The organism is Eggerthella sp. (assembly GCF_048329335.1).
Taxonomy (GTDB): Bacteria; Actinomycetota; Coriobacteriia; order Coriobacteriales; family Eggerthellaceae; genus Eggerthella; species Eggerthella lenta.
Map to the genome: position 1 here is coordinate 1 of NZ_DBFEGU010000149.1, position 23,245 is coordinate 23,245.

General features: G+C 67.1%; 19 protein-coding genes and 1 pseudogene. 5 read left to right on the forward strand and 15 right to left on the reverse strand.

The genetic code is table 11. The features are described from left to right. Positions 1-272: pseudogene (locus ACMO6A_RS04585) on the reverse strand (cell division protein FtsZ); the annotation flags it as partial. A 529-nt stretch (positions 273-801) separates the two neighbouring features. On the opposite strand from ACMO6A_RS04585, the gene ACMO6A_RS04590 reads away from it, so the two are divergent. Genes ACMO6A_RS04590 through ACMO6A_RS04610 form a run of 5 tightly spaced genes read left to right on the forward strand, consistent with a single transcriptional unit; the run spans position 802 to position 6,318 of the window. Continuing rightward, the gene (locus ACMO6A_RS04590; protein WP_009306242.1) at positions 802-1,659 is read left to right on the forward strand and encodes a cytochrome b/b6 domain-containing protein; all 858 of its coding nucleotides are present in this window, start codon (positions 802-804) and stop codon (positions 1,657-1,659) included. A 5-nt stretch (positions 1,660-1,664) separates the two neighbouring features. Continuing rightward, positions 1,665-2,450 carry a 4Fe-4S dicluster domain-containing protein gene (locus ACMO6A_RS04595; RefSeq protein WP_009306243.1) on the forward strand — a complete coding sequence of 262 codons (786 nt, stop codon included), beginning with the start codon at positions 1,665-1,667 and terminating at the stop codon, positions 2,448-2,450. A 12-nt stretch (positions 2,451-2,462) separates the two neighbouring features. Further along, positions 2,463-4,505, forward strand: a complete 2,043-nt coding sequence (locus ACMO6A_RS04600) for an aldehyde ferredoxin oxidoreductase N-terminal domain-containing protein (RefSeq protein WP_009306244.1) — start codon at positions 2,463-2,465, stop codon at positions 4,503-4,505. Then, on the forward strand, positions 4,505-5,056 hold the full coding sequence (locus ACMO6A_RS04605; RefSeq protein ID WP_009306245.1) for a hypothetical protein: 552 nt from the start codon (positions 4,505-4,507) through the stop codon (positions 5,054-5,056). Before ACMO6A_RS04600 ends, ACMO6A_RS04605 begins: the two co-directional genes overlap by 1 nt. 2 nt (positions 5,057-5,058) lie before the next feature. Continuing rightward, positions 5,059-6,318 (forward strand): SufS family cysteine desulfurase, encoded by a 1,260-nt coding sequence (locus ACMO6A_RS04610; protein ID WP_346996181.1) that lies wholly within the window; start codon positions 5,059-5,061, stop codon positions 6,316-6,318. A 348-nt stretch (positions 6,319-6,666) separates the two neighbouring features. Here ACMO6A_RS04610 and ACMO6A_RS04615 read toward each other — a convergent pair whose 3' ends face one another. The 14 genes from ACMO6A_RS04615 to ACMO6A_RS04680 all read right to left on the reverse strand — a co-directional run bounded on the left by ACMO6A_RS04615 (position 6,667) and on the right by ACMO6A_RS04680 (position 23,222). After that, positions 6,667-7,737: a cell division protein FtsQ/DivIB gene (locus ACMO6A_RS04615; RefSeq protein WP_009607801.1), complete on the reverse strand. Its 1,071-nt coding sequence runs from the start codon at positions 7,735-7,737 to the stop codon at positions 6,667-6,669. Then, a complete protein-coding gene (gene murB, locus ACMO6A_RS04620; RefSeq protein WP_009306248.1) occupies positions 7,691-8,617 on the reverse strand; it encodes a UDP-N-acetylmuramate dehydrogenase in 927 nt (308 codons plus the stop codon). The genes ACMO6A_RS04615 and murB overlap by 47 nt, the downstream gene beginning before the upstream one ends. 7 nt (positions 8,618-8,624) lie before the next feature. Then, positions 8,625-10,052, reverse strand: a complete 1,428-nt coding sequence (murC, locus tag ACMO6A_RS04625) for a UDP-N-acetylmuramate--L-alanine ligase (RefSeq protein WP_009607868.1) — start codon at positions 10,050-10,052, stop codon at positions 8,625-8,627. Between the two features lie 61 nt (positions 10,053-10,113). Further along, positions 10,114-11,217: an undecaprenyldiphospho-muramoylpentapeptide beta-N-acetylglucosaminyltransferase gene (gene murG, locus ACMO6A_RS04630; RefSeq protein ID WP_009607825.1), complete on the reverse strand. Its 1,104-nt coding sequence runs from the start codon at positions 11,215-11,217 to the stop codon at positions 10,114-10,116. 5 nt (positions 11,218-11,222) lie between these two features. Next, positions 11,223-12,491 (reverse strand): FtsW/RodA/SpoVE family cell cycle protein, encoded by a 1,269-nt coding sequence (locus ACMO6A_RS04635; RefSeq protein WP_009306251.1) that lies wholly within the window; start codon positions 12,489-12,491, stop codon positions 11,223-11,225. 7 nt (positions 12,492-12,498) lie between these two features. Beyond that, complete coding sequence (gene murD / locus ACMO6A_RS04640; RefSeq protein ID WP_021409753.1) at positions 12,499-14,016, reverse strand: UDP-N-acetylmuramoyl-L-alanine--D-glutamate ligase; 1,518 nt, start codon at positions 14,014-14,016, stop codon at positions 12,499-12,501. Between the two features lie 3 nt (positions 14,017-14,019). Further along, the gene (gene mraY / locus ACMO6A_RS04645; protein ID WP_009306253.1) at positions 14,020-15,066 is read right to left on the reverse strand and encodes a phospho-N-acetylmuramoyl-pentapeptide-transferase; all 1,047 of its coding nucleotides are present in this window, start codon (positions 15,064-15,066) and stop codon (positions 14,020-14,022) included. A 2-nt stretch (positions 15,067-15,068) separates the two neighbouring features. Continuing rightward, on the reverse strand, positions 15,069-16,553 hold the full coding sequence (locus tag ACMO6A_RS04650) for a UDP-N-acetylmuramoyl-tripeptide--D-alanyl-D-alanine ligase (RefSeq protein WP_114516346.1): 1,485 nt from the start codon (positions 16,551-16,553) through the stop codon (positions 15,069-15,071). A 1-nt stretch (position 16,554) separates the two neighbouring features. Beyond that, a complete protein-coding gene (locus ACMO6A_RS04655; RefSeq protein WP_114516327.1) occupies positions 16,555-18,057 on the reverse strand; it encodes a UDP-N-acetylmuramoyl-L-alanyl-D-glutamate--2,6-diaminopimelate ligase in 1,503 nt (500 codons plus the stop codon). 7 nt (positions 18,058-18,064) lie between these two features. Then, a complete protein-coding gene (locus ACMO6A_RS04660) occupies positions 18,065-19,861 on the reverse strand; it encodes a peptidoglycan D,D-transpeptidase FtsI family protein (RefSeq protein ID WP_114547982.1) in 1,797 nt (598 codons plus the stop codon). Positions 19,862-19,971: 110 nt separating this feature from the next. Then, complete coding sequence (locus ACMO6A_RS04665; RefSeq protein WP_114547983.1) at positions 19,972-20,436, reverse strand: cell division protein FtsL; 465 nt, start codon at positions 20,434-20,436, stop codon at positions 19,972-19,974. An 88-nt stretch (positions 20,437-20,524) separates the two neighbouring features. Further along, positions 20,525-21,481, reverse strand: coding sequence for a 16S rRNA (cytosine(1402)-N(4))-methyltransferase RsmH (gene rsmH, locus ACMO6A_RS04670; RefSeq protein WP_009607844.1), 957 nt, complete (start codon positions 21,479-21,481; stop codon positions 20,525-20,527). Positions 21,482-21,499: 18 nt separating this feature from the next. Beyond that, positions 21,500-21,949: a division/cell wall cluster transcriptional repressor MraZ gene (locus tag ACMO6A_RS04675; protein WP_009306260.1), complete on the reverse strand. Its 450-nt coding sequence runs from the start codon at positions 21,947-21,949 to the stop codon at positions 21,500-21,502. Between the two features lie 379 nt (positions 21,950-22,328). Beyond that, positions 22,329-23,222, reverse strand: coding sequence for a site-specific tyrosine recombinase (locus ACMO6A_RS04680; protein ID WP_114519579.1), 894 nt, complete (start codon positions 23,220-23,222; stop codon positions 22,329-22,331). Between the last annotated feature and the right edge of the window lie 23 nt (positions 23,223-23,245).

Sequence of the window (23,245 nt, forward strand, 5' to 3'; positions counted from 1 at the left end):
GCCTCGCGGATCTCCGCGCGACTTTCCTCGGCCGCCTGGCAGCCCACTTCGGGGTTCGCGCCGGCGCCCAGGCCGCGCGTGAGCTCTTCGCCGATGTGGATCGTCTTGTCGGCGTCCGACATGAGCAGAGCCTGTCGATCCGTGTTCACGGCGATGAACTCGACTCCTCGCACGCCCGCTTCGACCATGCGGTTCACGGCATTCGTGCCGCCGCCACCGACGCCGACGACCTTGATGACCGCCAAATGCTCGGAACCTATCTTGTTTGGCATTGTATCCTCCACACCTGCTGCGTTTTCAAATGCTGCGTTTCCCGTCAGGGCACAGTTCACGTGCGGTTATTGTACACGATGCTCAACCATTTGCAAATTACGCTGCGGTAATGAAATGCGCACGTCCACAGATATAGCGGATGAGCCGGGTAAGCGGAAACGATGGATGCCGCCGTGGCGCGCCGGCGCGGCCATCGACGTCGCCGCTCATGGTCGACAGGCAACCGCTGGCGAAGGGGCTCGCCCGTTCGCAAATCCGCGCGGCGCCGCTCGCAAGGCGGCTGCTGGCCGAACATGCAGGCGAGGCTATATCGTATAAGAGCAGCATCGCGTCGACCGGCTGACCGAAAACGAACGTCCGCGACCGGAAGGGAGTCCCCCATGGTTCCGCTCGTACTCACCGCCTTCAAAGTATAGAAAGCTCGCGCGTCGATTCGGCGCGCGCGAACATCCCCCTCCTCAAACCAATACGCTTATCGTCGCGTCCTCTTGCGAGGTCGGGCGAAGCTTGTACCGAAAGGAAGACCCCATGCCCTGGTTCGATCAAGCGCCCTGGCTCGTCGCCCTGGCGCCGTTTTTCGGTCTGTTCCTTTCCGCATTCGCGAAACGAACAGACCCCTTCATCGCAGGCGACCGGGTGTACCGCCACGACGCCCCCGCGCGCCTGTCCCACTGGACCCACGGCATCGGCACCGCCGTGTGCCTCGCGTCGGGCATCGTGCTGGGACTGAGGTTCACCCCGGCATTCGTGGAGGACGGCCCGGCCGCCATCCTATGGCAGAACGTCCATTTCGCGGCCGCGATCGTGTTCCTGTTCGGAACGTTCTACTACCTGGGCAACACGATCATCTCGAAATGGCGCTTGCGCGAGCACCTTCCCACGAAGAACGTGGTCGCCTACACGGTGCGCCACTACGGCCTGCTCGTGGGCATCAAGAAGTTCACGATGCCGCCCGAGGACAAGTACTTCGAAAGCGAGAAGGCCGCCTACGTGATGGCCGTGGTCACGGCCGCGTTGCTGGTGGTGACAGGCCTGGTCAAGGCATTGGCCCACGTGGTGCTCACGCTGCCCGACGGCCTCATGAACGTCATGTTCTGGGTGCACGACATCGCGGCCGCGCTCATGCTGCTGTTCTTGGCGGCGCACGTGTTTTTCGCCGTGATCGCGCCGTTCTCGTGGAAGACCTTCCCGTCCATGCTGATCGGATGGATGCCGCGCGGCGAGGCCGAGAAGGAACATGCAGGTTGGATGGAGCGGCTCGAGCGCGAGCAGTCCGAGCGCGGCATGGACGAGTCCGCACTCGGCGCCGGAGAGCGCGCGGCCGCGCAAGAGACGATGGGAGCCGCCGCGCGCGCAGCAGCCGCCGACGGCACGCAAGGGAGATGAGCGATATGACCGAGACGAATCAGCGCGCGACCGACGCGCAGCATAAAGGCGGCCTCTCCAGGCGCCAGTTCATCGCCGGGATCGGCGGATTGGGAATCGGCGCCGTGCTGGGAAGCGGCATCACGGCGCTGCTGTTGCCCGACGACGTGTACGCCATCGAGGCGAGCCAAGGCTACCTGCTGGTGGATGCGAAGAAGTGCGCCGGCTGCGAGACGTGCGTCATCTCGTGCTCGCTCGCGCATCTAGGCCGTATCAACACCTCGCTTTCGCGCATCCAGGTGATGAAGAACGCGCTGGGAAGCTTCCCCTCCGACGACGTCATGCAGAACCAGTGCCGCCAATGCCCCTACCCTTCCTGCGTGGAAGCCTGCCCCGTGGGCGCCATGCACGCCGACCCCGAGACGGGCGTGCGCCTCGTGGACGAGGGCAAGTGCATCGGCTGCGAGCGCTGCGTGGAGGCGTGCCCCTTCACGCCGTCGCGCGTGCAGTGGAACTTCGAGGACAAGCACGCCCAGAAGTGCGACCTGTGCAAGAACACGCCCTTCTGGGATGAAGAGGGCGGCCCGTCCGGCAAGCAGCTGTGCGTCGAGATCTGCCCCATGAAGGCCATCGCGTTCACCAACGTGCTGCCCGTCCAAACCGACGAAGGCTACACGGCGAACCTGCGCAACGACCACTATCTGGAAATCGGCCTGCCCAGCGACGACGAGGCGCGCATCCCTCCCGCGCGGCTCGGATACGGCGCAGGCGGCACGGCAGCCCAGGCGGCAGCCGGCTCGAACGACAAATAATAGGAGGACCTCATGACCGAACATTACGGCTACGCCGGCAAGATACTCATCGTGAACCTGACCGACCGCACCTCCCAGACCATCGACACCGAACCTTACATCGAATGGGTGGGCGGCCACGGGATGGCCTCGAAGCTGTTCTGGGACTACTGCGAGGACAAGACCGTGGAGGCGGTCGATCCGGGAAACGTGCTGGTGTTCGCCGCCACGCCGTTCTCGGGCGCCGTGGTGCCGGCCGCCTCGGCGCGCTGCGAGTTCACGGGCATCAGCCCGTTCTCGCTGCCCGAATGGTACAACCGCTCCAGCATGGGCGGCCGTTTGGCCGGCATGATGAAGGAAGCGGGCTACGACGCCTGCGTGGTGCGCGGGAAAGCGGAAGCGCCCGTGTGGATCAGCGTGGTGAACGACCAAGTGACGTTCAACGACGCGACCGACCTTTGGGGACTCGACACCTTCGAGTGCCAGGAGAGAATCTGGGAAGAGGTGACGCACGGCACCGCCCCTGGCTCGTGGTACGAGTTGACGAAGGGACGCGACGGAGGCCGAACCACGCAGCGACCGTCCGTCATCTGCATCGGACCTGCCGGCGAGAACCTGGCGCGCGTGTCGTGCATCGTGCACGATGCCGGCCACGTGACGGGACAGAGCGGCTTCGGCGCGGTGTTCGGCGCCAAGAACCTCAAGGCGATGAGCTTCATCGGCTCGAAGAGCATACCCATCGCCGACCCCGCCGCGCTCGTGAGGCTGCGGTTGGAAGTGCAGGAGAAGTTCGGCTACGACATCGACGCCGGCAAGGTTCCGGGCGCGCCGGGCAGCCCGGGCGCCGCATCCACCGTGCTGGACACGAGCCCCACGGTGTCGCGCGCAGAAGGATGCCGCGGCTGCTTCAAGAACTGCCGTAACCTGTACCCCGGCGGCGTGGGCAACGAGCTGACCTGCTCGGCCGGCCTGTACTTCACCGACTCGGGCAAGATCGACGAGCAGCTGGCCGCCTACAGCCTGCTGTCGAAGCTGGGGCTGAACGGCTACGAGATCGACATGCCCGTGTACCTGCACAACCTCTACAAGATGGGCGTCATGGGCAAGGGCAAGGACATCGACACCGATCTGCCCTTCGAGCAGTACGGCACCTACGCGTTCATCGAGGAGCTGCTGATGCGCATCGCCTACCGCCGCGAGATCGGCGACGACCTGGCCGAGGGCATCGCGCGCGCGGCGCAGAAGTGGGGGCGTTGGGACGAGGACACGTCGTCGGGCCTGCTGGCGCGCCCGAACTGGGGCTACTGCGAGCACAACGAGCCGCGCGCCGAGGTGGAATGGAGCTACGGAAGCATCTTCAGCGAGCGAGACATCAACGAGCACGGCGTACACAACGCGGTGTACAACACCTCCATCATGGCGGTGCTCACCGGCGCCGAGCCGCCCGTCTCGGCCGAGAACATGGCCAAGCAGCTGGCCGATCAGTCCGGGCTGGGCGACCCGCTGTGCTTCGACTGGAGCGAGGAGGGCATCTATTCCGATGCGCGCGTGCGCGAGATCCACTGGAACCGCGCCTACGGGCGCTTCTGGCTGCAGTCGCTGGGCATGTGCGACTGGGTGTGGCCGAACTTCATCAGCCGCAAGCACACCGCCGAGACGGGCTCGACGTACGGGGCCACGCCCGAGTACGAGGTGAAGTTCTTCCAGGCCGTCACCGGGCGCGACCTCTCCTACGAGGAAAGCATCGAGCTGGGGCACAAGTTCTGGGTGCTCGACCGCGCCATCTGGGCGCTGGAGGGACGCCATCGCGACCAGGAGGTGTTCACGAACTACGTGTACGACGTGAAGACCACCAAGCCCTTCCCCCTCGTGGTGTTCGAGGACGGGAAGTGGAGCTACTCGCTGTGCCAGGGCCGCACGCTCGACCGCGACAAGTTCGAGGACTTCAAGACGCGCTTCTACGCCCACGAAGGGTTCGAGGAGTCCACGGGTCGCCCGACGCGCTCCGGGCTCGAGGCGCTTGACCTCGGCTTCGCCGCCGACAAGCTGGAAGCGGCCGGAAAGCTGGGAGCGTGATGGACATGGCAGCTCTCGACGAGACGGCCGCCGCCACATCCCGGGAGGCCGCTGCGTGCGGCGGCCCCGCCTCCCCTGCATGGGGCGAGGAGGCGGGGAGCGGATCCGAAGGCATACCCGGCATGGCCGAGGCGTGCCGGCGCTTCCCCTTGCCCTCACCCGACGAGGCGGCCCATGCGCTGCGCGAGCTCTCCTGGGGCGAGCACTTCGTTGCCGGGCGCATGGTGCCCTCCAAGGGCGGGTCGGACCTGTACCTGTACAACCTGCACAGCGCAGCCGTGTTCCTGCTCGACCGAGACGAAGCGCGCGTGGGCAAGGGCGCCGACCAGATCATCAAGCTCATCGACGTAGACGCCTTCGTCGCCTGGCTGCGCGACACGGTGGGCGACGCGGCGCTGGCGGACGCGATCGCGCGGGAATGTCCGGCCGACGACCCCTACCGCGACCGCCTGGAGAACGTGCAGCGGCTGCTCGCGCTGCGCATGGTCCAGTACGGTGCCGCGAGCGACGCGATGAACGCGGCCGACGCCGAGCAGGACGAGGGAGCTTGACGATGGCGGACGGACGGGCGTGCGCGCCGCTGGAGGACTTCCCCCTCCTCGCCGCGCACGCCGCGGGCGGCCCTCCGCTCGCCTACCTCGACAACGCGGCAACCACGCAGAAGCCGTCGTGCGTCCTCGACGCCATGGATGATTTCTACCGCACGGCATGCGGAAACCCGCACCGTTCCGCGCACGCGCTGGCCGCTGCGGCCACCCGGGTCTACGAGGACGCGCGCTCGACGGTCGCGCGCTTCATCGGCGCGTCGCCGGAGGAGACGGCGTTCACGAGCGGGGCCACGCACGCCCTGAACACCGTGGCGCTCTGTTATTGCGCCGAGCGGCTGGAGCCGGGCGACGAGATCGCGCTCACGCTGCTGGAGCATCACAGCAACCTCGTGCCGTGGCAGACCGCGGCGCGGCTTTCCGGGGCGAGGCTCTCCTTCATCGTGCCCGACCGCGCCGGGGTCGTCTCAGACGACGAGATCGACCGGGCAATCGGCCCGCGCACCCGCGTGGTGGCGTTCACCGGCATGTCGAACGTGCTGGGAACCGTGCCGCCCGTCAAGCGCATCATCGAAGCGGCGCACGCCTGCGGCGCCGTCGCCGTGCTCGACTGCGCGCAGAGCATCGCGCACGAGCCCCTCGACGTGCACGACCTCGACGTCGACTTCGCCGCGTTCTCGGGCCACAAGCTGTACGGCCCTATGGGCATCGGCGTGCTGTACGGCAAGCGGCGCCTCCTCGAGGAAACGCCGCCCTTGCTGCGAGGCGGGGGCATGGTGGAGGCGGTGTTCGAGGGCGCGTCCTCGTTCGACGGAACGCCGGGGCGCTTCGAAGCGGGCACGCAGAACGTGGCAGGAGCCGCGGGGCTGGCGGAAGCCGTGCGCTATCTCGACCGCATCGGCTTCGACGCCGTGCGCGCGCACGAGCGCGAGCTGACCCGCGCCCTGGTGAGCGGCCTGGACTCCATCCCCTCCGTCAGGCTCTACGGCCCCGGGCCGAACGCCGAGACGCCGCGCGGCGGCATCGTCTCGTTCAACGTGAAGGGCGTGGGCGCAGCCGAGGTCGCCCACGTGCTGGACCGCCGCGGAGTGGCAGTGCGCGCCGGCGCGCACTGCGCCCAACCCCTCCTGCGCCACATAGGAGCGGAAGCCGTATGCCGCGCCAGCATAGCCGCCTACACCATCATGCACGACATCGACCGTTTCCTAGAAGCCGTAGAGTCGTCCCGCAACGAAGCCGTAGCCCTGGCAACATCGCGCATGCTGTAAAACAGGCGGTTCGGGGGTTCCCGCCTGCCGGGAACCCCCGAACCGCCGCACGAGATCCTTCGACTCGCTACGCTCGCTCAGGATGACAAACAAGCACAAAACCCCCAGGTCGAACCCTCCCAGCGAGCGGGAAGTTCAAGCCGCTGCGCCTTGCGGGCGGGCGGGGCGCCCCACCAAGCGAGTTCCGCAGGTTGAACCCTTCCAGCGAACGGGAAGCTGAGGACGAGTGCCGAGGGGGCGAAGGCGGCGGGGCGTCTCACCAAGCGAGTTCCGCAGCAAAGCGAGGACTGTCTGAGCGACTGAGATGCCCCGCCGCCTTCGCCCCCTCGGCACCGCCCGCACAGGTCCCTAGAGAGCCCTCCAGGTGGGCCGATCCACCACCCGCACGTTGATGTACGCCAGCCCGTCGGGATGCTCCTTCATGATCTCGAGGCAGACGCGCTCTTTGTCGCGGATGTTCTCGGCCGTGCCGAACACGATCTCCACGCCGCTTTCCAGCGTCAGCGTGGTGGACTCGGTCTCGGTGGCCGCCACCTTCTTCACCTGCCCCGCCAGCTCGGTGGTCATGCCGTCCACGATGGCCAGCGCGTTGTTCACGTTGGCGTCCGAGCAGTAGGCGCCCACCTCGGGGCGCGTGCCGTAGGGCACGTCGGTGATGTGCAGCACCTTGGCCGCGTCCTCGTACACCTTCGGGCTGGTCCTCTTGCCGGCCTCGGAATTCTGGTCGGGGATGGGCATGAGCCACATGCCGTCCGAGGCGATGGCCCACGGCTGCACCGACTCGGCGTTCTCAGTGGGCACGTCCACCACCGCCGTGATGGTGCGCTCGGTGACGGCCAGCTCCAGGGTGTTCGGGAACACGCGGTTCACCGACACGTCGTCCACCCATGCGTCTTTGAGCAGGCGCTCGCGGATGCCAGCGGCGTCGACGCGCAGAAGCGTGGTTCCGGCGGGCACGCTGGCAAGCTCGGACATGTCGGTGGCCGTGAGATGCTCCACGCCGGTGACCGAGACGTTCTCGATGGTGAACAGGTTGGAGTAGTACACGGCCAGGCCGCCGCCTACGAGCGCCAGCACGAGCGCGGCCACGATGCCGATGCGCACCAGGTAGCGACGGTAGGTTTTCTGCGCGCGAGAAGAGCGCTCGGCGCGGTCGAGATCCCCCACGCGCACCGACGACAACGGCGGGCGAACCTGGTTCGCACGACGCTGCGGCAGCTGGCCGCCGGGAATGGCGCGATAGGTTCCAGGCGTCGAAGCACGCGACGAAGTTCGCGGCATGCCGCCGCGCGCGGATTGGCGCGGCGCGCCGCCGGCGGGACGCACGCCCCTGCCGGCCTGCCCGGAAGCGCGGCTGTTGCGCGGGCTCGCCTTACGCGAACCCGAGGAAACGGACTTCCGGTTGTAATTCGATGCCATACGTCTCGTACACCTTCGTCTTGACCAGGTTGATCAGTTCCAGCACGTCGCGCGCCGTGGCGTCGCCCGTGTTCACGATGAAGTTCGCGTGCACCTCCGACACCTGCGCCCCGCCGATGCGCAGGCCCTTGAGCCCGGCTTCCTCGATGAGCGCGCCCACCGGAGCGCCTTCGGGGTTGCGGAACACGCTTCCGCACGACGGCAACGACAGCGGCTGCGTCTTCTTGCGCCGCGCGTGCGACGCTTCCATCTTACCGCGGATGAAGAACGGGTCGGCAGGCTCTACGGAAAGTTCGCATTCCACGATCACCTCGTCTGAAGCGAACGAGCTGGAACGGTAGCCCCACGCGATCTGGTCGCCGTCGCGCCGAACCAGCCCCTTCCCGGGCGACAGCGTGGTCACCGACACCACGCGCGAGCCGATCCACTCGTCGCGCGAGCCCGCGTTCATGCGCAGCGCGCCGCCCACGGTGCCCGGCGTTCCCACGGCGAACTCGAATCCCGCCAGCGATCGACGGAACGCCTCCTGCACCACCGACGACAGCGGCACGCCCGCGCCCACGCAGAAGCTGTGCGCGTCCTCGTCGTAGCGGCAGATGCGGAAGTCGCGGCCGAGCGTGATCACCACGCCGGGATACCCCTCGTCGGCGACGAGCAGGTTGCTGCCCCGGCCGATGGCCACCCACGGCACCCGGCTCTCCTCGCATACCGTGACCAGGCGCTTGAGCGCTCCGACGGAGGCCACCTGCACGTAGAAACGCGCGGGTCCGCCGATGCGGTACATGGTATGCCGAGCCATGGGCTCCGAAGGGTACACGTCGCCGTCGAACGCGTCGTCGACGAGCAGCGCCTCGAGCGGCGAGGTATGGCGGGCGGTCATCGCCGCATCACGCCTGCCGTCGCGCGGCGGCGCCGTCCGCCTGCGAAAGCGCGTCGACGAGCTGCGGGCCGATGGCGGTCACGTCTCCCGCGCCCATGGTGATCAACAGGTCGCCCTCGCCCAGCTTGCCGGCGAGATAGGGCACCACCTCGATACGGCGCGGCACGTAGGCGGCCTCGGGATGACCCGCATGGTCGAGCACCACGTTCAGGAACGTCTTGCCCGACACGCCGGGGACGGGCGCTTCGCCCGCCGGGTACACGTCCATGAACGTGACGGCGTCGGCCGCGTCGAACGCCCGGCCGAAATCGTCCTTCAGCACCTCGGTGAACAGCGGCGCGCGCGAGTAGCGGTGCGGCTGGAACAGCACGTGCACATGCGCGAAGCCCAGATGGGACGCGGCCTCGATGGTGGCGGCGATCTCGGTGGGATGATGCGCGTAGTCGTCGACCACGGTGACCCCGCCCGCTTCGCCCACGAGGTCGAAGCGGCGCTTCACGCCGGCGAAGTCGGCCAGCGCTTCGGCCGCTTGCGCAGGGTCGTATCCGAGCGCCCACAGAAGGCCGACGACGCCGGCGGCGTTCAACACGTTGTGACGGCCCGGATTCTGCTTGACGTGCGCGCTCACGACGCTTCCGTCGGGCAGTTCGAGCGTGAAGTCGCTGCCCACGCCGTTCGGCTCGTACGAGGCGATGCGCACGTCGCACGCATCAGAGAAGCCGTAGGTGAACAGGCGCTTTCCGGAGGCGCAAGCCACGCGCACGAGCGCCTCGTCCTCGCCGCAGGCCACCACCACGCCGCCGTCGTCGGGCACCGACCCGATGAACGAGGCGAACTTCTCGTAGATCTCGTCGAGGTCGCGGTAGTGGTCGAGGTGGTCGGCCTCGATGTTCGTCACCAGCACGGCGCGCGGCGACAGATGCATGAACGACTTGTCGCTCTCGTCTGCCTCCACCACGTAATGGGCGCCCGTTCCCGAGTGCGCGTTCGTGCCGTAGGCGCGCACGATGCCGCCTATGAGGAACGTCGGATCCTCCCCCATGCCGTCCAGCACGCTGGCCAGCATGGACGACGTGGTGGTTTTGCCGTGCGTGCCGGCCACCGCGAGCGTCTGGAGCGCGCGTCCCAGATAGGCGAGCATCTGGGCGCGATGCCAGATGGTCAGGCCGCGCGCCTTGGCGGCGGCGAGTTCGGGGTTGTTGTCGAGGATGGCGGTGGACACGACGATCACGGGGTTTCCCTCGGGGATGTTCGCCGGATCGTGGCCGATGTGCACCTCGATGCCCGCCTCGCGCAGCTGCTTGGTGTAGCGGCTCTCCTTGAGGTCGGTGCCGCTCACGCGCATGCCCTGGTCGAACGCGACGCGAGCGATGCCGCTCATGCCGACGCCTCCAACGCCGATGAAATGTACCTGGTCGATGTGCATGGTGTCCATAGTGCGTCCTCGGTCTCTCTGATGTACTGCAAACCGCTATTGTACCCTATCGCGCGACCGCTCAACGCTGTGCGCGAGCCGCTTCCATGACCGCGTCGGCCAGCAGGCCCGCGGCGTCGCGCGTCTTCTGCGCGCGGGCCGCGGCGGTCATGCGGGCGCGCACGTCCTCGTCCTCGATGAGCTCGCGCAGCTTGCGGGCGAACTCGGGCCCCTCCACGTCGGCGTCGGCCACGAGGTAGGCGGCGCCCGCCTCCACGCATGCCTGCGCGTTCATGGTCTGATGGTCCTCCGTGGCGAACGGGAACGGCACGAGCAGTGCCGGAAGCGCGCGGGCCGATATCTCGGCGAGCGACGTGGCGCCGGCGCGCGAGACGACGATGTCGGCCGCGGCCATGGCGTCGCCCATATGGTCGGTATAGCCCAGCAGCTGCCAACGAGCCTGCTGCTCGGGCGAAAGCGCCAGCTGCTCGCGCACGGCGTCGAGCTCCTTGGGGCCGGTCACCTGCACGATATGCAGGTCGCCGTAGGCCAGAAGCTCGTCTTTGAGCGCGGCGACGGCCTGGTTGAGGTGCCGCGCGCCCAGGCTGCCGCCCGTCACCAGCAGCATGCGCGCGCCCTCCGGCACGCCGAAGCGCGCGCGGCCCTGCTCGCGCGTGGCCGAGAACACGCTTTCGCGCACGGGGTTGCCGGTCACCCGGACGCGGCTCTTGTCGGCCAGCGCCTCGGCCGCGTGCTCGTAGGTGAGGCACACGGCGGCGGCGCGCTTGGCGAGGTACTTGTTGGCCATGCCCATGACCGAGTTCTGCTCGTGCACCACCACGGGGATGCCGCGCTGCTCGGCGGCGCGCGCCACGGGGATGCACACGTAGCCGCCGAAGCCCACCACCGCGTCGGGTCGTATCTCGTCGAACCACCGGCGCGCAAGCGTCGTGCTCTTCTGAATGGTGAGCACGGCCTTCGGCAGCGTGAGCGGATGGTTGCGGTTGAAACCCTGGGCCTCGAACGGCGTGAACGGGATGCCCGCCTCCCGCACGAGCCGCGCCTCCACGCCCGTGGGCGTGCCGGCGAAGCGCACCTCGCAGCCGCGCTGCTTCAGCACGTCCGCCAAGGCGAGCGCCGGGTTGATGTGGCCGGCGGTTCCGCCGCCGGAAAGAACGATCAGCATGTTCGCTACCTCCTGCCCCTGCTCGACGACGAGCGCCCGCCGCGTGAGGGCGGCGGCGCACCGTTCGTCGCGCGCACGACGCGCAGATCGGCGCGTCGGCGATCGTAGATGGTCGGCGCCTCGGCGCCGCGCGATACCGATAGGATGATGCCCACCATGATGAGCATGGCCACCAGCGACGATCCGCCCGACGATATGAACGGCAAGGGCTTGCCCACCACAGGGAACCACCCGATGACCATGGCGATGTTGAGGAACGCCTGGAACGCGATCATGATGGTGCAGCCGCCCGCCACCATGGTGCCGAAGTTATCGGGCGACGACTGCGCGATGCGGGTACCCGCGTACAGGAACAGCAGGAACAGCGCGATGACCACCGCGGCGCCCACCAAACCCAGCTCCTCGCCGATGATGGCGAAGATGAAGTCGGTGTCCGCTTGGGTGAGGTACAGGTACTTCTCGTGCGAGTTTCCCAGCCCCACCCCGAACAGGCCGCCGCCGGACAGCGCGTACAGCGAGTGGATGAGCTGGAAGCCCGTGCCGAAGCCGCCTTCGCCGTCGTTCCACGGATTCATGAACACCATGAGCCGGTCGCGGCGGTATGACGAGCCGAAGATGCCCACGAGGCCGAGGGCGACCACGACGCCGATCACGATGAGCATCGTGCGCAGCGGCACCTCGCCCAGCCACATGACCGCGAGGATGCCCACGACGCAGATCATGGCCGTGCCCAGGTCGGACTGGGGGCCCAGGATGATGAGCACCGGAGCCAGGACGAGCAGGCCCACGAGCGCGAAGAACACCAACACGGTGTACTGCCCCTCGCGGAAGTCCGTGAACAGACGCGCCGCCACCAGCACGAGCGCGATCTTCGCGAACTCCGAAGCCTGCAGGCTGGCCGAACCGATCATGAGCCATCGGCGGGCGCCCCATTCCTCATCGCCCACGCCCGCCACTGCCGTGATCACGAGCAGCGCGAACGCCACGGCCCAGATAACCCATACCGCATTGCTGCGCCAGAGCGAGACGGGCACGAACTTCCAGATGATCAAAGCAAGGATCACGCCCGCGACGGCGAACTTGATCTGGTTGAGCGTCTCGGCCATCGGATCGACCGCGACCTCGGTGCCGGCTTTCGCCAAAGTGATGACCGCCGAGGTCGAGTAGATCATCACGAAGCCGATGAGCATGAGGGCGAGCACCGACAGCAAGAGGATGATCCGAGGTCCCATGATATGCGCAGGCGCGCCGCGCTTGTCACGTTGAATAGCCATGGCGGGCCTAGGCGCCCAACGCGGAAGCCGCGTCGGCTACGAGCGTTTTGAATGCGGCTCCCCGCTCCTCGAACGAGCCGAACTCGTCGAAGGAGGCGCAAGCCGGGGACAGCAGCACGACATCTCCCGCCGAAGCTAGCGCGAGAGCCGCGTCGAACGCGTCGGCGAGGTGCGCAGCACGCGCCGCGGCGAAACCGGCAGGAGCCTGCGCGTCCGCCGCCTCGAACGCGGCCGCTAATCGCTCGCCCGCATCGCCGAAGCACACGACCGCGCCCGCATGGGCGTGGGCGGCCTCCACGAGCGGCGCAAGGTCGGTGCCCTTGTCGTCGCCTCCCAGCAGCACGACGGGGCGCGTCTCGGGAAATGCGGCGAGGGCCTTGAGCGTGGCATCGACGTTCGTCGCCTTGGAGTCGTTGTAGCAGCGCACGCCGGCCACCGAGCCGCACGGCTCGATGCGGTGCTCGAGCGGCGCGAACGTGCGCAACCCCTCGGCCACGTCGCTCTCGTGCACGCCCAGCGCGAGCGCGGCTGCCGCCACGGCCAGCGCGTTCGAGGCGTTGTGCTCGCCTTTGATCTGCAGTTCTTCGACGCGCGCCGCAGCGTGCTCCGCACCGTTCAGCGCCACGCGCAGCGTGCCGTCGGCGTCCAGGAACGCGGCGTTGTCGCTGCCGCACGCGGCGCGCATGTCACCGGTTAGCCCCGCGGCCGTGCCCAGCGGCACGTACGAGAAGCCCCGCTCGCCCGCGTCCAGCGCGCGCAGGCGGCGCACCTCGGCGCGCACCACGTCGTTCGTCGCGTCGAGCACCGCCACGGCGCCCGGCACGCCGGGCAGGTTCGCCAGCAGCTTGAGCTTCGCGTCGCGGTACGCCTCGAAGCTGCGGTGCCAATGCAGGTGGTCGGGCGTGATGTTCAGCAGCACGGCCACGTTCGGCGCGAAGCGCGCCGTGGAAGCCAGCTGATACGACGACACCTCGGCCACGTACACGTCCGTGCGCCCCGCGGCCACGGCCTCGATGCACGGATCGCCGATGTTGCCCACGGCGGCCGCGGCAAGGCCCGCCCCCGCCAGCACGTGCGCGGCCAGCGCGCAGGCCGTGGTTTTGCCGTTCGTGCCCGTCACCGCCACCCAGCGGCTGTCCGCGGCGCTCTCGCGCCAGGCGAACTCCACCTCGCTGATCACCTCGGCCGATACGGCCGCGGCTGCCTCGTAGAAGGCCGAGAACTGCGAGATGCCGGGGCTCGCGATGCACAGGTCGAACGACCCGCCCGCCTCGGCCGCCAGCACGCCCACCGCCTCGTCCTCGAACGCGACGAGCGCGCCGGCCGCGCGTGCCTCGGCCGCGAATTCCTCGGAGGCCGCGCTGCGCGCCCCGGCCGCCACGGCCAGCGCTTCCACGCGACCGTCCAGAAGCGGCAGCAGGTACGCGACCGCCGCGCGGCCGCTCTTGCCCAGACCCAAAACGAGCACGCGCCCCAAATGGTGCGGCGCGTGCTTGCGATTCGCTATGAGCTCCCGCGAAGCCATGGACTACGCCACCGCCATGAGGGTCTCGGCGAAGTACAGCGAGAAGCCCGTCGCGGCCAGCACGCCGGAGATGATCCAGAAGCGCACGACCACCTTCGTCTCGCTCCAGCCCTTCTTCTCGAAGTGGTGGTGCAACGGCGCCATGAGGAAGATGCGCTTCTTCGTCTTCTTGTAGTAGAACACCTGGATCATGACGGACAGGGCCTCGGCCACGAACAGGCCTCCGATGATGAGCGACACGAACTCGGTCTTCGTGAGCACGGCCAGGCAGCCCAGCGCCATGCCCAGCGCGAGCGATCCGGTGTCGCCCATGAAGATGTCGGCCGGAAACGAGTTGAACCAGAGGAACCCGATGCACGCGCCCGCGAGCGCGGCGGCGAAGATGGCGGGTTCCAACAGATCGGAACGGTACGCGATGGCCGCCATCACGATCATCACGATCATGACCGTGCCCGCCGCCAAACCATCCAGGCCGTCGGTGAGGTTCACGGCGTTGCACATGCCCACCAGCAGGATGTTCATGAACAGCAGGTACAGCCAGGGGATGGCGATGCCGTCGCCGACGGGAACCACCGTGGTCAGGATGCCGAAATCGAGCGTCACGACGAAGGGAATCTCCACGGTGGGCTGTATGCCCAGCCAGTTCACGGCCACGAGCACGAACGCCGTGGCAATGGCCACCTGCCCCACGATCTTCGCCTTCGGGGTGAGACCGAGCGAGCGCTCCTTCACCACTTTCGACGCGTCGTCGACGAGACCCAGCAGACCCGTGAGCACGGTAGCCGCCAGCAGCACGAACGTCTCGGGCGTGGGCATGCCGACGAACAGCGCCACCGCGATGACCGCGATCAGCATGATGACGCCGCCCATGGTGGGCGTGCCCTGCTTCACGAGGTGGCTCTCGGGGCCGTCGGCGCGCACCTGCTGGCCGATATGGCTCGACTTGAGGAACTTGATCCACAGCGGCGTGAGCACCATGGTCACCACCATGGCGAACACGACGGCAAGGAACACGAGAAACGTCGGATATTGGTTGAATACCGTAAACATAGCTAATTGACCAGTCCTTCGACTACGCGAGTCAGACCCATGAAATGAGACGCCTTCACCAGCACGGCGTCTCCGGGCTCGACGCAGGCGTCCAAATCTCCGAACACTTCAGAAAGAGAGCCCGCGCGCACGATGCGCTGGGGATCCATGCCGGCGCGCTCAGCGGCGTCGGCTATGTGCAGGGACAGCTCGCCCACGCACACGAGCCGGTCGAGCGGCAGCGTGGCGGCGAACTCCCCGATGCCCGCATGGCAGGCCGGGGCGTAACTTCCCAGCTCGCCCATGTCGCCGAGCACAGCCACGTGCTTGCCCGGCACGTCCAGCGCGCAGAACGTCGCAAGCGAGGCGCGCATGGAGTCGGGGTTGGCGTTGTAGGCGTCGTTCACCACGGTGAACCCGCCGCGCGCACGGAGCACTTCCTGGCGACCGGCTTCCGGCTCGGCATGCGCGAGGGCATCGGCGCAGACGGCCAGCGGGATGCCGCAGGCGCGGCCGACCGCGGTCGCGGCGCATGCGTTCGACACGTTGTGCAGGCCGCGCAGCGTGAGCGCACAGCGCGCCGTCTCCTCCTCAGGGGCGTCCGCGAAGCCGACGGCGTGCAGCCGAAAGCGCGGGCGACCCTGCTCGTCGAGCTCCACCTGCTCGGCCCACACGGCGGGACGCGCCGCTTCGGCGGCTTCGGCCTGGGCGCGGCGCTCGGCTGCGGCGGCGGAGCCGTCGAACAGCACGGTTTCCACGCGGCGCGCATCGAGGCGCGCATGCTCGCGCACGAAATCGGCGTAGTCGTCGTCGGCGTTCACGAACGCCCGGCCCGTGCCCTCCGGCAGCGCGCACAGAAGCTCGGCCTTGGCGCGCGCGATGTTCTCGCGGCTGCCCAGAAGCTCGATATGGCTCTCGCCCACGTTCACCACGAGGCCCCAATCGGGGCGCACGTAGTCGCATAGGTCGGCCAGCTGGCCCGCACCGCGCATGCCCATCTCCACCACCACCGCCTGCGTGCCCTGCTCGGCGGCGAGCAGCGTTTTGGGAACGCCCAGCTCGTTGTTCTGGTTGCCGGCCGTCGCCACCGTGGACAGCGTGCTTGCCAGCACGTCGCGCACAAGGTTCTTCGTGGTGGTCTTGCCGGTGGAACCCGTCAGCGCGATCACGCGACCGTGCAGGTGAGAGCGCCATTCGCGCGCGATGTCCGCCACGGCGTGGGCCGTGTCGGGCACCTCGATAACGCTTGCGCCCAGCTCGGCGGCCAGCATGCGCACGGCCTCGTCCAGCGGCTGCATCACAAGCGCGCACACGGCGCCGCCCGAGAGGGCCGCACCGACGAAGTCGTGGCCGTCCACGCGCTCGCCCGGCAGCGCGACGTACACGTCGCCCGGCTTCGCGTCGCGCGAGTCCCAGGTGAGCCCCGTGGCCAGCGCGCGCGGATCGAGCGGCTCCACCATGAACGAGCCTCCCGTGCATGCGGCGATCTGCTTGTGGTTCAAACGCATGCTATCGATCCTCGCCTGCGGGTTCGTCGCCGAACGCACGCGCGAGCTCCTCGGCGGCCACGATGCGATCGTCGAACGAGAGCACTTGGTCGCCCACGAGCTGATAGTCCTCGTGGCCCTTGCCCGCGATGAGGATCGAGTCGCCCGGCTTCGCCTGCGCGATGGCGCGCGCGATGGCGGCGCGACGGTCGGCCTCCACTTCGAAGCGGCCGGCTCCCGAGCTCATTCCGCTCACGATGTCCTCGATGATGGCCTGCGGATCTTCGGTGCGCGGGTTGTCCGACGTCACCACCGCATGGTCGGCCGCCAGGGCGGCCTTGCCCATGATGGGACGCTTGCTGGCATCGCGGTCGCCGCCGCAGCCGAACACGCAGACGGTGCGGCCGGGCGTGAGCGCCATGATGGACGCGAGCGCCTTCTCCAGCGCGTCGGGCGTGTGGGCGTAGTCCACGAACACCGACACGCCGCCCGTGTTCGGCGCGCTCACGCGCTCCAAACGACCCGGGATCTGCGGCGCCTCCTCGAGCGCTTCGACGATGGTCTCGGCCGGGAAGCCCAGCTGCAGCCCGATGCCGAAGGCGCACATGACGTTCTCCACGTTGAACTTGCCCACGAGCGGGTAGTCGAATGTATGCAAGCTGCCGCGCACGTCGAGCGTGATGGTGGTGTGGGTAGGAGCATACTGCACGTCCACGGGATGGATCTGCGCGGAAGGATCGAAGCCCGTCGTGACCACGCTGTCTTCGGCAACCGAGCAACGCCGCAGCAGCTCTTTGCCCCACTTGTCGTCGATGCAGATCACGCGCTTGGCCGGATAATCTTTCGAGAACAGGCGCGCTTTCGCCTCGAAGTAGGCCTCGAACGTGTGATGGTAGTCCAGGTGATCCTGCGTCAAGTTGGAGAACGCCGTAACGGCGAATGCGGCGTCCCACGTGCGATCGAGGTCGAGCGCATGAGAGCTCACCTCCATGGCCACGACGTCGCAGCGCGCATCGCGCATGCGGGCGAACAGCTGCTGCAGGTCGGGCGATTCCGGCGTGGTGTGGGCCGATTTCTCGGCCTCGTCGCCGATGCGGATGCCCACGGTTCCGATGACGCCCGTGCGCTTCCCCGCTACCCGCGCGATATGCTCTACCAGGTAGGTCGTGGTGGTCTTGCCGTTGGTGCCGGTGATGCCCACCAGCGCAAGGTCTTTGGAAGGATGGTCGTAGAAGTTCGCCGCCGCGGCCGCCATGGCCTTGCGCGTATCCTTCACCACGATCTCCGTGACGTCCGTAGCGTCGGCCAGGTACACCTTGCGCTCGACCACGAGCACTTTCGCGCCCCGATCGATGGCGTCCTGGGCGAACGAGTGCCCATCCGTCGTCATGCCTACCACGCAGAAGAACGCGTCGCCGGGTTGCACCCGGTCGCTGCGGTAGGCGATACCGTTCACCTCGTCGTCGGCGTTGCCGAGGATGGTGCAGTCGATACCTGCGAACAGTTCGGTACAGGTCTTGCCCATGGCTTCCTCACTCCGGATAAATGTTGAATCGGTCGATGGCTGTTGTCATTATATCCTTAAAAATCGGCGTGACCACACCGTCGGTGGGAACCTCGTTGGCACCCACAAAACAAACCAATTGGCTGGAAGAATCGGCCAGGAAACCGGTGAAGGCCAGGTTGTACACCCCTTTTCGGTAGCCGCCGTTCTTCTCGTCGTAGATCTCCGCCGTGGACGTCTTGCCCGCCACGTTGAAGCCGTCGATGGCGGCGGCCTTGCCCGTGCCCTCGGTGACGACGGTCTTCAGCATGCTGGTCAGATCGTCGATGGCTTTCTTGTCCTTGATGACGGCGTCGCTTCCGTACTCGGCCGTCTCGCCGCTTTGGGGCTTCGACAGGAGGAAGTGCGGCGTGCACTCCACGCCGTCGTTCACGAGCGCTCCGTAGAAGCGGGTGATCTGCAACGGCGTGAGCGACAGGCCCTGCCCGAAGCTGACGTTGTACCCCGTGACCTTGCTCCATTCGTCGAACGGGAGCAGGGCGCCCAGGTAGTCGGTGCCGGCCTCACCTTCGCCGGGATAGTCCACGCCCGTCTTCGTGTGCAGGTTGTACTCGTTGATCTTGTTGTAGAGGTTCCGGAACCCCGACACGTCGCCCACCGTCGCGTTCTCGGTGGCCAGCGAGATGCCGATGTTCGACGACTGGTCCATGATCTGCTGCAGGGTGTACGTGGCATCGCCGCGCTCGTGCGCATCGGTGATAACGTAGCCGTCGGCCTCGATGGAGGACGGGCAGAACAGCTCGGTGTCGGGCGTCATGGTGCCAGCTTCCAGGATGGCCATGGCCGACACCGACTTGAAGATGGAGCCCGGCTCGAACAGGTCGGTCACGCATTTGAGCTTCGGCGCATCCGCTTCCATATTCGTCCGGTCGGCCGGATTGAGCAGCGGCAGCGATGCCGCGGCGTAGATCTCTCCCGTGCCGCCGTCCATCACGATGGCGCTGCCGCCGTTGGCCGTGATGCCCTTGGCATCGGCCGTCAAGCGCTCCTCGACGGATTGCTGCAGCTCTATGTCGATGGATATGATGATGTCCTCGCCGTCCACGGCCGCCTTGGAGTCGCGCGTGCCGCCGGGAATGGGCGTGCCGTCGGGGCTGCGCTCCTCGCGCGTGTAGCCCGCCTCGCCTGACAGCACATCGTCGTAGTACAGCTCGAGGCCCGATACCCCCTTGTAGTACTCGCGGTTGTTCTCGGCATCGGTTTCCAGCGTGCATACGCCGATGACCTGGCCTCCCACCTGAGCGTTCGGATACTCGCGCTTCCACAGCGTCTTATAGCGGATGCCGAAGTCCATGCCTTCGCGCGACCCACCCGAAGCCGAGAGCTCGCGCACGCGCTCCTTGAGAGCGTCCCCCACCGCCACGTCAGCCTTCTCCTTCACCACCGCGTACCGCGTGTTCGGAGCGGTGATGGCTTCCAGGTAATCGGACTTCTGGCCGCCCAGCACGTCGACGAGCACCTGAGCCGTCGCGTCCGCGTCGTCGACTTCCACCGGGTCGATGTAGATGGTGGTCGACTCCACGGAGGTGGCCAGCACCACGCCGTTGCGATCGTAGATGGTGCCGCGGCGCGGCTCGATCCAGTCGTAGCTCATACGCGCGTTCTCGGCTTCCGAAGCCATGGCAGGGGCGGCTATCACCTGCAGGTACGCCAAGCGCAGCACGAACAGCGCCGCGATGACGGCGAAGGCGAGAATGGGAAGGAACACCCGGTTCGAATTCGAGTTGAAGTCGACCGCCGCAGCCGGGCGGCCGGAGGCGCGCACCGGACGCGCCGCGCGCGGCGGACGGGAGGGGCGTGCGGACGAGCGGGAGCTTCCGCGACCGCGAGCAGGGCGCTCGCCTCGCGGCGTGTGCGGTCTATCGGACATCGGTTTTACGCCTCGGAGCCAGCCGCTATGGCAACGCTCTTCGAAAGGGACAGGGCACCGGACTCGTCGGTTGCGACGACGTCCTTATCCAGAGTGATGACCCCCGTGGTCTCGGGGGCGGCCATGTCCAGCTTGCCCGCCTGCTGCTTCACCTTCGTCGGATTGGACAGCGTGCTCTGGGACACTTCCAGCGCGGCGCCCGAAGAGCGGGCGTCGCTGATCTGGCTGGTCAGCTGGCTCGACTGCATCGTCGTGGAGATCGTCGCGGACATGAGCCCGATGCGCGCGAATCCCACAAGCGACACGACCAGCAGCACGACCGCCGCCGCCTTCGCCAAGAACACGACGTTGGACGGAAGCGTGGGGGTCTGCGTGCGGGCGCCGCGGCCCGGAACGACGCTGATGCGCTCACGCGGGCTGCGTTCGGGTGCGCGCTCGGGATAGTACGAATACGCTGGTGCTGCGCCCATGTTCGACCCCCTTTCTGTGTTTCGACTGCATGTAAAGGTCGCGTGCGGTGCATATGGCTCCCGCTTGCGTCAGCGGGACGTTTTTTGCTTATCGTTTCTGCGCTACGCGAAGCTTGGCGCTGCGTGCGCGAGCGTTGCGCTCGATTTCTTCGGCAGTCGGCAGAACCGGCTTCCTGGTGACGATGTCGAGTATCGGCTGCTTCCCGCACATGCACACCGGCAGATCCGGAGGGCACGTGCATCGGTTCGCGAACTTGGCGAACGTTTCCTTGACGATGCGGTCCTCAAGCGAGTGGTAGCTGATGACTACCAGGCGGCCGCCGGGGTTGAGCCAGCGGATGGCCGCGTCGAGGCCGCTTCTCAGCACATCGAGCTCGCCGTTCACCTCGATGCGCAGCGCTTGGAACGTGCGCTTCGCCGGGTGTCCCCCTGCTCGGCGAGCCGAGGCGGGGATGGCGGCCTTGATGATGTCGACCAGCTGCTCGCTCGTCTCGATGGGAGCGTTCTGGCGCGCGCGCACCGCGAAATCCGCGATACGGCTGGCCCACTTCTCGTCCGAGTAGGTACGGATGATCCGAGTGAGATCTGCTGCGGTGTAGGTGTTGATGATCTCTGCTGCGGTAAGGGTTTGTTTACCCGGATCCATCCGCATATCAAGAGGGCCGTTCTCCTTGAAGGAGAAGCCTCGAGACGGCGTGTCGATCTGCACCGAAGACACTCCGAGGTCGAACAGAACCGCATCGACGCCGGGCACCTCCGTGCTGAGGAGCGCTTCATCCATATTTCCGAAGTTGCCGCGCACGAGTTCCAGGCGCGGGCGCACGTCGTCAGGCAACGTCCCGAGTTTGAGACGGGCAGCGGCCAGCGCCACCTCGTCTTGATCGATGCCGATGAGCGTGCCCCCGCTCCCGATGAGCTTGGCCGCTTCGAAGGAATGCCCTGCACCGCCGAGTGTTGCGTCCACGAATGTATGCTGTGGTTTGAGGTTCGAGTATTCGAGGCACTCGGCGAGCAGAACGGGTGTATGCCGATATTCGCTTGTCATATCGCTCACGCCTTTCGATCAGTCGAACAACAGACCGAGATCGGTCTCGTCGTCCACCGCGTCGTAGCGCTTTGCGTCCCAGATCTCGAAGTAGCCCGTGTTGCCCACGACGACGACCTCCTTGTCGATTCCCACGGCTTCGCGCTGCTCGGCCGAGATCATGATGCGGCCGGCTGCGTCGATGGACACATCGGCTGCACGCGACTTCAGCTTGCGGCGCAGGCGAACATGGAGATCGTTGGTGCGGTCGAACTTCTCGAACTTGTCCTCGAACACGCCGGCCACCCATGCGTTGAACGCATCGGGCTCGAACACGTAGAGGCACTCGTCCTTCGGGTTGCGGGTTACCACCAGATCCGTCGAGAGAACCTTGCGAAACGATGCGGGAAGCGACATGCGGCCTTTGGCGTCCACCTTATGGCGGTACGCGCTGTTGAGATCGACAACCTTGTTGCCCTCTTCCGCCATGCCTTCCTTTCCGCCGCCGTCCCACGGCTCTTTCGATGTATGGAATTCTATCCCACTTCGCCCCACTTCGCAACAAAATATGCGACTTGACCCCCTTTTTGCCCATCCTGAAACCCACCGGACTCTTTCCCGTTAACCGCTCCCCTGCCAACCGAAAAACGACACGACCACATGTAGAACGGACGCGCTTGGGCGGGCACAACATGTAGGCCGCCCGCCCCCGCGGTGGGACGAAGTGGGGAGTTATGCGGAATCTGTGGCAGGATGGATCTTCAACCTGAATTTCAGTTCGCCGCCCCCTCCCATCAGGCATAAAACAGCGAACGGATGTTTGAAATTGAGTCAGCAGGGGGCAAAGTGGGAGACGAAGAGCGCCTCCCTACTTCGCGCGGGGATGGGCGCTCAGGTACTCCTCGCGGATATGGGTGCGGTTCACGTGGGTGTAGATCTGGGTGGTGGAGATGTCCGAATGCCCCAGGATCTCTTGGATGACGCGCAGATCGGCGCCGCCGGCGAGCATGTGGGTGGCGAAGGAATGGCGCAGCGTGTGCGGATGAAGGTTCGCCACGCCGATGAAGCGGCCGGCCTCGGCGACGAGGGAGTGCACGCTCTGGCGCGTCAGCCGCCCGCCGCGCGCGTTGAGGAACACGGCCGAGGTGGATTTCGCGTACGAGCGGACGAGCTCGGGGCGGCCGCGCTCGAGGTAGTCGCGCAGCGCGCGCAGCGCGGCGCCCGAGATGGGGGCGATGCGCTCCTTATTCCCCTTGCCCAGGATATGAAGATAACCTTCCTCCAAGATGGCGTCGCCCAAATCGAGCCCCGTGCACTCGCTCACGCGCAGCCCGCACCCGTACAGGACCTCAAGGATGGCCTGGTTGCGCAGAGCCAGAGGGCCGCTGCCCAGCGGGCGCGACAGCATGGCGTCCACCTGCGCAACCGACAGCACGTCGGGAAGGCGGTCGGGCGCTTTGGGGAGCTGGATGGTGTCGGCCGGGTTGCGACGGGCGTAGCCTTCGCGCACGAGAAAGCGGTGGAACCCCTTGAGCACCGACACATGGCGGTCCACCGTCGAGGCTGCGTACGCGCGGTCGAACAGGTCCGACTCGTACGCCACGATGACCTCGCGATCGACGTCGTCCACCGAACGGATCCCGCGCTTCTCGAGGAACCGCGCGTAATCCTTGAGGTCGGCAGCGTACGCGGACACGGTCAACGGAGAGCTGCCTCGCTCGACGCGCAGATATGCCAGGTACTCTCGATACAGCTCGTCCATCCGCCACCCTCGTCGTCGCGCCG